This is a genomic window from Streptomyces ambofaciens ATCC 23877 (assembly GCF_001267885.1).
In the GTDB taxonomy this organism is placed as follows: Bacteria; Actinomycetota; Actinomycetes; order Streptomycetales; family Streptomycetaceae; genus Streptomyces; species Streptomyces ambofaciens.
Genome location: NZ_CP012382.1, coordinates 7,685,356 through 7,701,733 on the forward strand (window position 1 = coordinate 7,685,356; position 16,378 = coordinate 7,701,733).

The 16,378-nt window shown below is 75.1% G+C and carries 1 protein-coding gene; it reads left to right on the top strand.

Features of this window, described 5'->3' with window-relative positions; genetic code table 11:
* Positions 1-26: 26 nt before the first annotated feature.
* Complete coding sequence (locus SAM23877_RS40840; protein ID WP_053141458.1) at positions 27-16,370, top strand: type I polyketide synthase; 16,344 nt, start codon at positions 27-29, stop codon at positions 16,368-16,370.
* Positions 16,371-16,378 lie beyond the last annotated feature (8 nt).

Here is a 16,378-nt window from a genome sequence, read left to right on the forward strand (position 1 = left end):
AGCGGGAGCCTGGGAGGCACTGGCAGATGGCACAGGACGAGACGCTCCGGGACTACCTCAAACTGGTCACGATCGATCTGCGCAGGACCAAGCAGAAGCTGCGTGACCGGGAGGCCGCCGACCAGGAGCCGATCGCGATCATCGGCATGAGCTGTCGCTACCCGGGCGACGTCCACACGCCCGAGGACCTGTGGCGGTTGGTGGCCGGGGAACAGGACGCGATCTCCGGCTTCCCCGAGGACCGCGGCTGGGACCTGGCCCGGCTCTTCGACGGCGACCCGGACGGCGAGGGGCACAGCTCCGCACGCCAAGGCGGCTTCGTCCACGACGCGACCGCCTTCGACGCCGACTTCTTCGGCGTCTCTCCCCGCGAGGCGCTGGCGATGGACCCCCAGCAGCGGCTGCTGCTCCGGGCGGCCTGGGAGGTGTTCGAGCACGCCGGCATCGACCCCCAGTCGGTCCGTGGCACCCGCACCGGGGTGTTCGCGGGCGGCAACGACCAGGGCTACCTGCGGCTGCTGGCGAACGAACCAGGTTCCGTGGGGCACCAGTTGACCGGCGGTGCGACCGCCGTGATCTCCGGCCGGGTCGCCTACACCCTCGGCCTGGAAGGGCCCGCGGTGACCTTGGACACCGCTTGTTCGTCGTCGCTGGTCGCCCTGCACCTGGCCTGCCGGTCGCTGCGCAGCGGCGAGAGCACTCTCGCGCTGGCCGGCGGCGTCACGGTCATGGCCACACCCGGCGTGTTCACCGAGTTCACCAGGCAGCGCGGGCTGGCCGCCGACGGCCGCTGCAAGTCCTTCTCCGTGGACGCCGACGGCACGGGCTGGTCCGAGGGTGTCGGCGTGCTGCTGGTCGAGCGGCTCTCCGACGCCGTGCGCAACGGGCACGAGGTGCTGGCGGTGGTGCGCGGCAGCGCGGTCAACCAGGACGGCGCGTCCAACGGACTCACCGCCCCCAACGGACCGTCCCAGCAACGTGTCATCCTCCAGGCGCTCGCCGACGCCCGCCTCTCCGCCTCCGACGTGGACGTCGTCGAGGCGCACGGTACGGGCACGAGGCTGGGGGACCCGATCGAGGCGCAGGCGCTGCTCGCCGCCTACGGCCAGGACCGGCCCGAGGGGCGACCGCTGCTGCTCGGCTCGGTCAAGTCCAACATCGGGCACGCGCAGGCCGCGGCGGGTGTCGCCGGCGTCATCAAGATGGTGCAGGCGCTGCGGCACGAGCGGCTGCCCCGGACGCTGCACGTGGACGAGCCGTCCACCCAGGTGGACTGGTCCGCAGGCGCGGTGGAGTTGCTGACCGAGGGGCGGTCCTGGCCCCGGGGCGAGCGGCCGCGCCGGGCGGGGGTGTCGTCGTTCGGGGTGAGCGGCACCAACGGCCACGTCATCCTCGAGGAGGCGCCCGCCGCGGGTGCCGACCAGGAGACGACGACCGAGACCGGGACGGGCACCGAGGCCGGACCGCTGGCGTGGCCACTGTCCGGCCGCTCCGCCGATGCGCTGCGCCGCCAGGCCGGGCGGCTGCTGCCGGTGGCCGCCCAGGCGCACCCGGCCGATGTGAGCCACTCGTTGGCGACGGGGCGCGCGGCGCTGGAACACCGGGCGGTGGTGCTCGGTGCCGACCGGGAGGAGCTGCTGGCCGGGCTGCGGGCGCTGGCCGAGGGCGAGGACATGCCGTCGGTGGTGTGCGACAAGGTCGTGCGGGGTGGCCTCGCGCTGCTGTTCTCGGGTCAGGGGTCGCAGCGGCTGGGGATGGGCCGGGAGTTGTACGGGGCCTTCCCGGTGTTCGCGGATGCCTTCGACGCGGTGTGTGCGCGGGTGGATCTTGAGCGTCCGTTGCGGGATGTGGTGTTCGGCGAGGACGCGGGGTTGCTGGAGCGGACCGTCTACGCGCAGGCGGGGTTGTTCGCTCTGGAAGTGGCGCTGTTCCGGCTGGTGGAGTCGTGGGGTGTGACTCCGGATGTGCTGGTGGGGCACTCGATCGGGGAGCTGGCCGCCGCGCATGTGGCGGGGGTGTTGTCCCTGGACGACGCGTGTGCGCTGGTGTCGGCGCGGGGGCGGTTGATGGACGCGTTGCCCGGGGGTGGGGCAATGCTGGCCGTGGAGGCGACCGAGGAAGCTCTGGAGCTGCCCGACGGGGTGGACCTGGCGGCGGTCAACGGGCCGACCTCGATGACGGTGTCGGGGGATGCGGAGGCGGTCGCCGGTCTGGAGGAGCGGTTCCGGGCGCAGGGTGTGCGGGTGAAGCGTCTCGCGGTCTCGCACGCCTTCCACTCCCGCCTGATGGAGCCAATGCTGGCCGACTTCGCGGCCGTGGCGCGGTCGTTGACCTACCAAGCCCCGCAGATCCCGGTTCTCACCACCGCCCCCGGCGACCTGGCCACTCCCGAGTACTGGGTGGGTCAGGTGCGGGAGCCGGTCCGCTTCGCCGACGCGGTGCGCCAGGCCTGTGACAGCGGTACCGGCGTGTTTCTCGAACTCGGTCCGGACGGTGTGCTCTCCGCCCTCGTCCCTCACCTCACCGAGGAGGTGACCGCCACCCCCGCTCTGCGTTCCGGCCACGACGAGCACGCCACACTGCTGCGTGCCCTCGCGTGTGTCCACGCACGCGGTGCGAACCTCGACCGTTCCGCCGTGTTCGCGCGCGGTGGTGGCCGGCGTATCGCGCTGCCCGTGTACGCCTTCGCCGCCGACCACTACTGGCCCTCCGGTGTCTCCTGGGTCGGTGATGTCGCGTCCGCCGGCCTCGGCGTCACCGATCATCCGCTGCTGGGCGCGGGCGTCGCGCTCGCGGAGGAGGACGGATACCTCTTCACCGCCCGGATCTCGACGGCCACCCAGCCGTGGTTGGCGGAGCATCGGGTGCACGGGCGGATCGTGGTGCCCGGCACGGCGTTCGTGGATCTCGCGGTGCGAGCCGGTGAGCAAGCGGAGACCGAGCGGCTGGACGAGCTGGTGCTGGAGGCGCCGCTGATCGTGCCCGAGGATGGCGCCGTGCAGGTGCAGCTGGCCGTGGGCGCGGCCGACGACGAGGGCAGACGGACCCTCACCGTGCACTCCCGGCGCGGCGACGGGGGCGCGTTCGACGGATGGCCGGACCGTCCCTGGACCCGGCACGCCACCGGCGTCCTCGTCCCTCGGCCCCGGACCGTCGCCGAAGACCCCGAACTCGTCGGCGTATGGCCGCCGCAGGACGCCACACCCACCGACCCGGCCGCGCTCTACGAGCGGCTGGCGGCCGCCGGGCTGGAGTACGGCGAGCTGTTCCGCGGCGTGTCCGCCGTGTGGACGCGTGGCCGGGACGTCTTCGCCGAACTCGCTCTGCCCGAGAGCGCCGCCCCTGGCTTCGGACTGCACCCGGCCCTGCTCGACGCCGCGCTCCAGTCGGCCGCCGTGCAGGGGGACGGCGCCGGGACGGGCCTGCCCTTCTCCTGGTCCGGGGTGACGCTCTGGGCGTCCGGGGCGACCCTCCTGCGTGCCCGGGTCTCGCCCGTGGACGACGGCGACGGTGTCCGGGTGCGGGCGGTCGACCCGGCCGGCAGCCCGGTCGTCACCGTGGAGCGTGTCGTCACTCGGCCCGCACCGGCCCTCACCGACGAGGCGCGACAGCCCGATGACCTCTACCGGCTGGAGTGGACGCCGGTCCCGGCGGCCGGGGCCGGGCCCGGCGAGTTCGCACAGTTCGGAGGCGGCGAGCCGCTCGTCGACCGGGCGGGCACGCTCGACCACCTCGCCGACAGCGGCCGGACGCCCACCCATCTTGTGCTGTCCGCCTGCACCGACGCCCACCCGGCCACCGGTGCGCAGGCGGTGCTCGCGCGTACCACCGAGGTGCTCGGACGGCTGCGGTCCTGGCTCGGCGACCAGCGGTACGCGGACAGCAGCCTGATCGTCGCCACCCGTGGCGCGGTGCAGGCGGACCCCGCCGACACCGTGCCCGATGTGGCGGGAGCCGCCGTATGGGGCCTGGTGCGCTCGGCGCAGTCGGAGCACCCCGGCCGCATCGTCCTGGTCGATCTGGACCCGTCGGCCGAGGACGACGCCCGGGCGCTCGCCCGCTGCGTCAGATCCGGAGAACCGCAGACCGCCGTACGCGGGGACACCGTGCTCGCGGCGCGGCTGACGGCGGCGGACCGCGGCCTCGTACCGCCTCCCGGCGGTGCGTGGCGGGTGGGGGTGACGGAGCGCGGCGCGGTGGAGAACGTGGCGCTGCTTCCGGCGCCGGACGCGGAGGGAGAGCTGCGCCCGGGCCAGGTGCGGGTGGCGGTGCGTGCGGCGGGAGTCAACTTCCGTGACGTGCTGAACGTGTTGGGGATGTACCCGGGCGAGGTGCTGGTGGGTGGCGAGGCCGCCGGCGTGGTGCTGGAGGTGGGCCCTGGGGTGACCCGCTGCGCGGTGGGGGACCGGGTGATGGGGTTCTTCGACGGCGCGATGGGTCCGGTGGCGGTGACCGACGAGCGGCTGCTGGCGCAGCTGCCGCACGGGTGGGGTTTCGCGCAGGCGGCGGCGGTGCCGATCGCCTTCGTGACGGCGTACTACGGGCTGGTCGACCTGGCGGGGTTGTCGGCCGGCGAGTCGGTGCTGGTGCACGCGGCGGCCGGTGGTGTCGGGATGGCGGCGGTGCAGGTCGCGCGTCATCTGGGCGCGGAGGTGTACGGGACGGCGTCGCCGGCGAAGTGGGCGGCCACGGGCCTGGACGCGGAGCACCTCGCGTCGTCGCGGGACGTGGGCTTCGAGGGGGTGTTCAGGGAGCGGACCGGTGGGCGTGGGGTGGATGTGGTGCTCAACGCGTTGGCCGGTGAGTTCGTGGACGCCTCGGCGCGGTTGCTGGTGCCCGGTGGACGGTTCGTGGAGATGGGCAAGGCGGACGTGCGGGAGGCGGACGCGTTCGCCGGGTGCGCCTACCGGGCGTTCGACCTGCGGGAGGCGGGGCCGGAGCGGATCGGGGAGATCCTCGCCGAGGTCCTGGCGCTGTTCGCGACGGGGACGTTGGCGGCGCCGCCGGTGCGGGCCTTCGACGTGCGGCGGGCGCCGGACGCGTTCCGTTTCGTGAGCCAGGCCCGGCACGTGGGCAAGGTCGTGCTGTCGGTGCCGGCCGCGTGGGACGCCGAGGGCACGGTGCTGGTGACGGGTGGTACGGGGGCGCTCGGCGCCCTCACCGCCCGGCACCTGGTCGTGGAACACGGCCTGCGCCACCTGTTGCTGGTCGGACGCCGGGGAGCGGAGGCCGACGGCGCCGCCGCACTGAGCGCCGAACTGACCGCCCTGGGCGCCGAGGTCACCGTCGCCGCCTGTGACGTCACCGATCCCGAGGCACTGGAAGCCCTGCTCGCCGAAGTCCCTGCGCAGCATCCGCTCACCGCCGTCGTGCACGCGGCGGGCATCCTCGACGACGGCCTCGTGGAGTCGCTCACGGAGGACCGGCTCGAGGCCGTCCTCGCGCCCAAGACCGCGGCCACCGCCCTGCACGAGGCGACGGCCGGTGCCGACCTGGCCGCGTTCGTCATGTACTCCTCGATGTCCGGGACCTTCGGCAGCCCCGGACAGGGCAACTACGCGGCTGCCAACGCCTACCTGGACGCCCTCGCCCGACACCGGCACGCCCGCGGACTGCCCGCGCTGTCCCTCGCCTGGGGTCCCTGGGCCGGCATCGGCGGCATGGCCGACGCGCTCACCGAGTCCGAGGCGGCCCGCATCAGCCGCTCCGGATTCCCGCCGCTGGGCCCCGAGCGGGGCCTCGGCCTGCTGGAGACCGCCCTGGCACTGCCCGACCCGGCACTGCTCCCCGCCGTCCTGGACACCGCACGGCTCGCCGCCTCCCCGGCGACACCGCCCCCGCTGCTGCACGGGCTGGTCCGTCCCGCCCGGCGGGTCGCCGACCGTACCGTCGCCCCCGGCGGCCTCGCCGAGCGGCTGCGCCGGCTGCCCGCGGAGGACCGGGCCCGCACCGCGCTCGACCTGGTACGCGGTCTGGTCGCGTCGGTGCTCGGCTTCGCGTCGCCGGACGCGGTGGACCCGTCGCGGCCGTTCAAGGACCTCGGCTTCGACTCGCTGACCTCGGTGGAGCTGCGCAACCGCATCGGCCGGACGGCCGGCCGCAGGCTGCCCGCGACCCTCGTCTTCGACCACCCGACACCCGAGGCACTCGCCACCCACCTCGTCACGGAGGTCCTCGGCGACCTCGCCGCGCCCGCACCCGCCGTGCCGGCCACCACCCGTGCGGAGACCGCCGGCGACCCCATCGCGATCGTCGGTATGGCCTGCCGCTTCCCCGGTGGGGCCGACACCCCCGAGGCGTTGTGGCGGCTCGTCGCCGAGGAGACCGACGCCGTCGGCGACTTCCCCACCGACCGGGCCTGGGACCTCGCCCACATCTACGGCGAGAGCGAGAAGGCCGACGACCGGCGGACCTTCGAGGGAGGCTTCCTCCAGGACGCCGGCGGATTCGACCCGGCGTTCTTCGGCATCTCGCCCCGTGAGGCGCTGGCGATGGACCCGCAGCAGCGGCTGCTGCTGGAGACCTCCTGGGAGGCCTTCGAGCGGGCCGGCGTCGATCCGGCGGAGCTGCGCGCCAGTTCCACCGGCGTCTACGTCGGCACCGCCACCAGCGGATACGGACTCGGCCGGTTCGCCGTGCCCGACGGCTCCCGCCCCCACGTCCTCACCGGCACCGCGACGAGCGTCGTCTCCGGCCGGCTGGCCTACACGTTCGGGCTCGAAGGGCCGGCGGTGACCGTGGACACCGCGTGTTCGTCGTCGCTGGTCGCGCTGCACCTGGCCATCGGGGCACTGCGGCGCGGGGAGTGTGCGATGGCGCTGGCCGGCGGTGCCACCGTCATGGCGGTACCGGGCATCTTCACCGACGCCGCGCAGGGCGGCGCGCTCGCGCCCGGCGGCCGTTGCCGGGCCTTCTCCTCCGACGCCGAAGGCACCGGCTGGGGCGAGGGCGTCGGGATGCTCCTGGTCGAGCGGCTCTCCGACGCGCGCCGCAACGGGCACCCGGTCCTGGCCGTGGTGCGCGGCAGCGCGGTCAACCAGGACGGCGCGTCCAACGGCCTCACCGCCCCCCACGGCCCCGCCCAGCAGCGGGTCATCCGGGCGGCGCTCGCCGACGCGGGCCTGGACACCGCCGACGTGGACGCGGTCGAGGCGCACGGCACCGGCACGGAACTCGGCGACCCCATCGAGGTCCAGGCCCTGATGGCCACGTACGGGCGCGGGCGCGACGAGGAACAGCCGCTGTGGCTGGGCTCGCTGAAGTCCAACATCGGGCACACCCAGTCCGCCGCCGGCGTCGCCGGGATCATCAAGATGGTGATGGCCCTGCGCCACGGCGTGCTGCCGCGCTCCCTGCACATCACCGAACCCACCCGGCACGTGGACTGGGACGGCAGCGGGGTCCGGCTGCTGACCAGGCAGGTCGAGTGGGCGGACACGGAGCGTCCGCGCCGGGCGGCCGTCTCGTCGTTCGGCATGAGCGGGACCAACGCCCACACCATCCTCGAGCAGGCCCTCCCGGAGCCGGCCGCGGCCTCGCCCGGGACCGACGGGGGCTCGGAGGTCGATCTGCCGTGGCTGCTCTCCGCCCGTACCCCCGCCGCCCTGCGCGCCCAGGCACGGCGCCTCGCCGCCCACCTCGACGCCGACCCCGCGCCCGCCGGCCACGACGTGGCCCACTCCCTGGCCGCCACCCGCTCCCGTTTCGAGCACCGCGCCGTCCTCCTCGGCCCCGACCACCACGCGCAGCTCACCGCGTTCGCCGAGGGCGCCCCCACGCCGGGCCTGGTGACCGGGACGGCGGGGCGGACCGGCCGGGTGGCGTTCGTGCTGCCCGGCCAGGGCTCGCAGTGGCCCGGCATGGCCGACCGGCTGCTGGCGGAGTCCGCGACCTTCCGGAACACTCTGCGGACCTGTGCGCAGGCACTGGAGGAGCATCTCGACTGGTCGGTCGAGGACACGCTGCGCGGCCTGCCCGGGGCCGGGAACATGGAACGGGCCGAGGTCATCCAGCCCGTACTCTTCGCGACGATGGTGGCGCTCGCCGCGCTCTGGCGCGAACACGGCGTCGAGCCGGAGGCGGTGGTCGGCCACTCGCAGGGTGAGATCGCCGCCGCCCACCTCGCCGGCGCCCTGTCCCTGGAGGACGCCGCGCGGGTCGTCACCCACCGCAGCCGCCTGCTGTCCCGGGTGGTCGGCCAGGGGGCGGTGGCCTCGGTCTCGCTGCCCGCACAGGAGGCGCTGGCACGGCTGGAACGCTGGGGCGACGCGCTCAGCATCGCCGCCGTCAACGGGGTGTCGTCCGTCTCCGTCGCCGGTGACGAGGCACCCCTGGACGAGTTCCTCGCCGAGCTGGAGACCGAGGGCGTACGGTGCCGCAAGCTCCGGATCAAGGGCGCGGCGCACTCGGCCGTCGTCGAGCCGCTGCGCGAGGAGGCGCTCGCGGTGCTGGCGCCCGTACGGCCCCGTGCCTCGCGCATCCCCTTCTACTCCACGGTCACCGGCGGACTGCTCGACACCACCGAGCTGGACGCGGAGTACTGGTACCGCAACATGCGGCAGACCGTGCAGTTCGCCCCGGCCACGCGCGCACTGCTCGCCGACGGGTTCGGCGTCTTCGTCGAGTGCAGCCCCCACCCGGCACTCGCCGGGGCCGTCCAGGAGACCGCGGAGGACGCCGGCGCGTCCGACCCCGTGCTGCTGGCCTCGCTGCGCCGTGAGGAGGGCGGGCTCGAACGGTTCTCCGTCTCGCTCGCCGAAGCGTTCGTCCGGGGCGTCGGCCCCTCCTGGGCGTCCCGTGGCAGCGTCGTCGACCTGCCCACCTATCCCTTCCAGCGCGACCACTACTGGTGGGAGCCCCTCCCGGAGGAGACGGCCGGCCCCGCCCAGGGCGGTACGGCCGAGGAAGGCCGCTTCTGGGCAGCGGTGGAGGGCGGCGACGCCGAGGCGCTCGCCGAGTCCCTGGGCACCGACGTCCTGGCCCCCGCACTGCCCGCGCTCGCGGCGTGGCGGCGGCGCTCCCACGACCGGTCCACGGTGGACGGCTGGCGCTACCGGGTGGAGTGGAGGCACACACCCCTCACCGGGCCCGGCCGGCCCGCGCTGACCGGCACCTGGGCGATCGTCGCGGGGGAGGAGCAGGAGGAACTGGCCGGCCGGCTCGCCGCTCTGGTGGACCGGGCCGGCGGCACGGCCCACGTGACCGCCGACCCGCCCGCGGAACCGTCCGGGGAACGACCGCTGTCCGGGGTGATCTCGCTGCTCGCCCTCGACTCCCGCCCGCACCCCGCCCACCCCGGCATCAGCGTCGGCGCCGCGCTCAACCTCGCCCTGCTGCGTGTCATGACCGCCCGCCCGACCCCGGTCCCGGTCCACCTGGTCACCAGCGGCGCCGTCTCCGTCGGCCGCACGGACCCGGTACGGGACATCGCCCAGGCCGCCACCTGGGGCCTGGGCCTGGTGTCCGGCCTGGAGCGGCCCGACTGCTGGGGTGGCCTCGTCGACCTGCCGGAGCAGCCGGACGACCGGGTGCTGAACAAGCTGCTGCGGCTGATCGCGCGTCAGCCCGAGACCTCCGGGAGCTCCAAGGGCTCCAAGGGCTCAGGGGACTCCGGGCACTCCGGGCACTCCGGGCACTCCGGTACGGAGGACCAGGTGGCGCTCCGTCCCGCCGGCGTCTTCGTACGCCGCATGGTCCGGGCCCCGAAGAGCACGCCGGTCCGGTCCTGGCAGCCCGGTTCCACCGTGCTGATCACCGGCGGCACGGGCGGCATCGGACGGCACCTCGCCCACCACATGGCCGCCCGGGGCGCGCGCAAGCTCGTCCTCACCGGTCGCCGCGGCCCGGACGCCCCCGGGGCCCGGGAGCTGGCCGCCGAACTCACCGCACGAGGCGTCGAGACGATCGTCGCCGCATGCGACGTCACCGACCGGAACCAGGTCGCCGCGCTGCTCGCCCAGCACCCCGCCGACGCGGTGATCCACGCCGCCGGTGTGGCGCAGGCGACCGCCCTCGCCGACTGCGGGGAGAGCGAACTCGCCGCGGTGACGGCCGCCAAGACCGAGGGCGCCCGGCACCTGGACGAACTGGCCGCAGACGTCGGCACGTTCGTGCTCTTCTCCTCCGGCGCGGGTGTCTGGGGCGGCGCGGGTCAGGCCGCCTACGCGGCGGGCAACGCCGTACTCGACGCGCTGGCCCAGGACCGCCGGGCCCGGGGTCTGCCGGCCACCGCCGTGGCCTGGGGCGGCTGGGCCGAGGGCGGCATGGCCGACGACGGTCGGGCCGCCGCGGAACTCGGCCGGCGCGGACTGCACGCGATGGATCCTCGCCTCGCCCTCGAAGCGCTCGACCAGGCGCTGGACGCCGACGACACGTGCCTGACCGTCGCCGACATCGACTGGGCACGCTTCGCCCCCGGCTACACCGCGGCCCGCGCCCGTCCGCTGATCATGGACATCCCCGAGGCCCGGGCCGCGCTCGCGACGGCCGAGCTCCCGGCCGACCGCTCCGAAGAGACCGGCGAACTGCATGACCGGCTGGTCGGGTTGACCGGACCGCAGCGGACCCAGCACCTGCTCGATCTCGTACGGGAGCACGCCGCCGCCGCGCTGGGCTACGCCGACACCGCCGCGATCGAGGCCGGCCGCGCCTTCCGGGACCTGGGCTTCGACTCACTGATGGCCGTCGACGTGCGCAACCGCCTGCAGGCCGCCACGGGCCGCAAGCTGCCGCCCACTCTGGTGTTCGACCACCCCACCCCCGCCGACCTGGCCGGCCACCTGCTCGTGGAGGTGCTCGGCGAGCAGGAGGCGGCCGAGGGCACCGCGGCCCGAGCCGGCGGCGGCGCCGCGGACGAGCCGCTGGCCGTGATCGGCATGAGCTGCCGGTACGCCGGCGGAGTGGACTCGCCCGAGGACCTGTGGCGGCTCGTGCTGGACGGCACCGACGCCATGGGGCCCTTCCCGTCGGACCGCGGCTGGGACGTGGAGAACCTCTACCACCCCGACCCCGACCACCCCGGCACCTCCTACGTCAAGGAGGGCGGGTTCCTCGCGGACGCCTCCCACTTCGACGCGTCCCTCTTCGGGATCAGCCCCCGCGAGGCGGTGGCCACCGACCCGCAGCAGCGGCTGCTGCTGGAGGCGACCTGGGAGGCGATGGAACGGGCCACGATCGACCCGTCCTCCCTGCGGGGCAGCCCGACGGGCGTCTTCGTCGGCACCTCGTTCGTCGGCTACGGCATCGGGGCCCAACAGCCGGGCAACGAGGCCGAGGGCTTCTTCCTCGCCGGCACCGGTACCGCCGCCGCGTCCGGGCGCATCTCCTACACCTTCGGCCTCGAAGGGCCCGCCGCCACCGTCGACACGGCCTGCTCGTCCTCCGCCGTCGCCATCCACCTGGCCTGCCAGGCACTGCGGAACAACGAATGCGACCTGGCGGTGGCGGGCGGCGCCGCCGTCCTGGCCACCCCCGCCTCCTTCACGGAGTTCAGCCGCCAGCGCGGCCTCGCCGCCGACGGCCGGTGCAAGCCGTTCGCCGCGGCGGCCGACGGCACCGGCTGGGGCGAGGGGGTCGGCATGATCCTGGTGGAGCGCCTCTCGGACGCGCTGCGTGCGGGACACCCGGTCCTCGCGCTGATCCGCGGCACCGCCGTCAACCAGGACGGCGCCTCCAACGGCCTCACCGCCCCCAGCGGCCGCGCCCAGCAGAAGGTCATCCGCCAGGCGCTGGCCAACTCGGGTCTGGACGCCGCCGACATCGACACCGTCGAGGCGCACGGCACGGGCACCACCCTCGGGGACCCCATCGAGGCGCAGTCGATCCTGGCGACGTACGGCCAGAACCGCGCCGAGGGCCGGCCGCTGTGGCTCGGCTCGGTGAAGTCGAACATCGGGCACACCCAGTCGGCGGCCGGCGTGGGGGGCGTCATCAAGACGGTCATGGCGCTGCGCGAGGGGGTCCTGCCCGGGACCCTGCACATCGACGCGCCGACCCCGCACGTCGACTGGTCGACGGGCGCGGTCGAGCTGCTGACGGAAACCATCCCCTGGCCCGACACCGACGGGCGCCCCCGGCGGGCCGGCGTGTCCTCCTTCGGTGGCAGCGGCACCAACGCCCACCTGGTGCTGGAGCAGTACGTGGCACAGCCCGCGCCGGTCCAGGACCCGGAGCGTGCCCCCGAGCCCGACCGGACTCCCGAGGCCGGCCGGACCCTCGAGCTCGACCGGACCGCTGAGCCCGACCGGGCTCCCGAGCTCGACGGCGTGGTGGCACCGTGGATGCTGTCCGCGCGCGGCGCGGAAGCGCTGCGGGGTCAGGCCCGGCGGCTCCTCGAGCACCTGGACGCCTCACCCGCCGCCCACCCCGCCGATGTCGCCCACTCGCTGACCGCCACCCGGGCGCTGCTCGGACACCGTGCCGCCGTGGTCGCCGCCTCCGACGCCGACCGCCGGGCCGCGCTCCTCGCCCTCGCCCGCGGCGAGGCGGCGCCGCACCTGGTCCAGGGCGTCGAGCGCCCCGGGAAGGTCGCCTTCGTCTTCCCCGGGCAGGGTGGCCAGTGGGAGGGCATGGCCGTCGAACTGATGGAGACCTCCGAAGTCTTCGCCGCCGAGCTGTACGCGTGCGGCGAGGAGTTCGCCCGCCACCTGGACTGGTCGCTGATCGACGTGCTGCGCGGCGCCGAGGGCGCCCCGCCGCTGGACCGGGTCGACGTGACACCGGTCGTGCTCTTCGGTGTGACCGCGGCGCTCGTCGCCCTGTGGCGGGCCCACGGCGTCGAACCCGACATGGTCCTCGGCCACTCGCAGGGCGAGATCGCCGCCGCCTACGCCTCCGGTGTCCTCTCGCGCGCCGAGGCGGCCCGGGTCGTCGCCCTGCGCGGCAAGGTGCTTCTCCCGCTGGCCGGCATCGGCGGCATGGCGTCCGTGGCCCTGCCGGCCGAGAAGACCCGCGAACTGCTGGAGCCGTGGGGCACGCGGCTCTCCCTGGCCGGGATCAACAGTCCCGCGTGGAGCGTGGTCGCCGGGGAGCGCGAGGCACTGGGCGACTTCCTCGCCGCCTGCGAGGCGGACGGCGTCCGGGCGAGACGTATCCGGGTGGACTTCTCCTCCCACTGCGCCCAGGTGGAACCGGCGGCCCGCGAGCTGGCGGACCTGCTCACCGGCCTCAGCCCCACGCCGGGCGGTGTCCCCTTCCACTCCACGGTCACCGGCGAGCGGACCGACGGCGAACTGCTCGACGCCGCCTACTGGCAGCGGAACCTCGTCACCCCCGTCGACCTGGACCGGGGCGTGCGGGGGCTGGTGGAGCAGGGTGCCCGGTTCCTGGTGGAGATCGGTCCGCATCCCGTCCTCGCGCCCTCGCTCGGCGAGATCCTCGACGACATCCCCGACCTCGCTCCGGGAGAGGTCACCGTGCTCGGTACGCTCCGCCGCGACCAGGGCGGCATGGAACGCTTCCTCCTCTCCGTCGCCGAACTCCACACCCACGGGGGCGCGGCCGACCTCACCGCGCCCCTCGCGGGACTGCCGGTGCGGACCGTTCCGCTGCCGGTGTACCCCTTCCAGCGGGAGCGGTACTGGCTCGACACCGCGTCCCCGGGCGTCGGCGATCTCGGCGCGGCCGGCCTGAGCGGCACCGGGCACCCGCTGCTGACCGCCACGCTGACGCTCGCCGACGGCGCCAGCACCGTGTTCACCGGGCGGCTGTCCGCACGCACCCAGCCCTGGCTGACCGACCACGCCGTCCTCGGCGCCGTCCTGCTGCCGGGCACCGCCTTCGTGGAGATGGCCCTGCACGCCGGCGCCCAGGTACAGGCCCCGGTACTGGAGGAACTCGCCCTGGGCACCCCCCTGGTGCTGGGCGAGGACCAGGCCGTGGAGGTGCAGCTCACGGTCGGCGCCGCCGGTGAGACGGGCCGCCGGGAGGTGGCCGTCCACGCACGCGACGCCGACCTCCAGGACGCCCCGTGGGTCCGGCACGCCACCGGCACGCTGGCGCCCGCCGCCGCGCCCGCCGCCCGCTCGCTCACCACCTGGCCTCCGCCGGGCGCCGAGCCGGTCGAACTCACCGGCTTCTACGAGGCCATCGCCGACGCCGGCTACAGCTACGGGCCCGCCTTCCGGGCGCTCACCGGAGCCTGGCACCGTGACGACGCGCTCTACGCCGAGGTGCGTCTGTCCGACGAGGTGTCCGGCAAGGGCTTCCTTCTCCACCCGGCGCTGTTCGACGCGGCTCTGCACGGCATCGGCCTGCTGCGCCGCCTGCGCGACGGCGCCGAGGCCGAAGCCGGCCGCACGGCCGACCTCCCCTTCATGTGGCGGGAGGTGACGCTGGGCGCCACCGGCGCCGTGACCCTCCGCGTGCGGCTCACCGAGTCCGATGACGGCGTCGGCCTCGAACTCTTCGACGACACCGGAATCCCGGTCGGCGGGGTGGGGGCCCTGGTGGCGCGGCCGGCGGGCGCCGAACTGGCGGCTGTCCGCCACGGTCCGGCCGACACACTCCTGCACGTGGACTGGGGCACCGAGGTGCCGCTCCCCGCCGCCGCTCCGGGCCGGCTCGCCCTGCTCGGGGACGACACCTGGCTGGACGGGGCGTTCGGGGAGACGAAGCCCGACGAGGCCGACATCCTCGTAGCACCGTTCGTCGACCCCGCCACCGGAGCCGACACGGCCGGCGCCGTGGAGGAGGCCGTCACCCGGGTCCTCGGCCTGGTCCGTGACCGGGTCGCGGACGAACAGCGATCCGGACAACCCCTGGTGCTGGTCACCCGGGGCGCGGTCGCCACGGGTGACGACGACCTGACGGACCTGGTCAACGCACCGGTACGCGGCCTGGTGCGCTCCGGGCAGGCCGAGCACCCCGGCCGGTTCCTGCTGGTCGACCTCGACCCGGCGGCCGAGCCCGACCCCGCCCTCCTGCACAGGGCCGTCGTCGCCGCACTGGAGGCCGGGGAGACCGAGGTCGCCGTACGCGGCGGGCGGGTCCTCGCGCCCCGGCTGGTCCGGATGCCCGTACCCGGAGGACGGACCGACGGACCGGAACCGGAGCCGCGTACCGGCCTGGAGACGGCCGACGGCACGGTCCTCGTCACCGGTGCCACCGGCACCCTCGGCAGCGCCCTCGCCCGGCACCTGGTGCGACACCACGGAGTGCGGCACCTCCTGCTCATCAGCCGCAGCGGTCCCGCCGCTCCCGGCGCCGAGGAACTGGTCGCCGAACTGACGGACCTGGGAGCCCGGGCGACCGTGGCCGCCTGCGACGTGGCCGACCGCGAGGCACTGGCCGACACCCTGGCCCGGATCCCCGCGCGACACCCGCTGACCGCGGTGGTGCACACCGCCGCCGTCCTGGACGACGGCGTGCTCGCCCAGATGACGGACCGGAGTGTCGCCCGGGTGCTCGGGCCCAAGGTACGAGGGGCGGTCAACCTGCACGAGCTGACCCGGGACGCGGACCTCACGGCGTTCGCTCTCTTCTCCTCCGCGGCCGGTGTGCTCGGCGGAGCGGGGCAGGCCAACTACGCGGCGGCCAACGTGTTCCTGGACGCCTTCGCCGCGCACCGCCGCCGACTGGGGCTGCCCGCGGTGTCGCTGGCCTGGGGGCCGTGGGCCGAACGCACCGGACTGACCGGGACCCTCACCGAGGCCGACGTGCGCCGCGTGACGCGCTCCGGCATGAGCACACTGACCACGGAGGACGGCATGGCCGCCTTCTCGGCGGCCTGTGCCGCCGACCGGCCGCTCGTGGTGCCGATGGCCTTCCGGCCGGCGGCCCTGCGGGGGCGCGACCTGGTGCCCCCGCTGTTCAGGACACTGGTTCCCCGCCAGAAGCGGCGGACGGGGACCGGCTCGGGGGACCCCGCGGCCCTGCGGGCCGCGCTCTCCGGAGTGCCCGAGGCCGACCAGCGGCGCGTCGTGCTCGACCTGGTCCGCGGCCAGGTCGCCGCCACCCTCGGCTTCGCCACCCCCGGGGAAGTCGACGTCGACCGCGGCTTCCTGGAACTCGGCATGGACTCCCTGACCGGCGTCGAGCTGCGCAACCGGCTGGCCGCCTCCACCGGGCTGCGGCTGCCCGCCACGCTGGTGTTCGACCACCCGAACTGCACCGAACTCGCCCGCCGACTCCGCGCCGAACTGGCTCCCGAACCGGTACGGGAGGCCGACCGACTGCTGGCGGAACTGGCCCGCCTCGAAGCCGACCTGACGCGGATGGACGGCGACGAGGAGGACCGGACCCGGCTGGCGGCCCGCCTGCGGGCCCTGGCCGACCGGTGCCAGGGCGAGCGGACCAGGCGGGACGACAATCTGGACGCCGCCTCGATCGAGGAGGTCTTCGACCTCCTCGACACCGAGTTCGAGACGCCGTGAGAGGACGC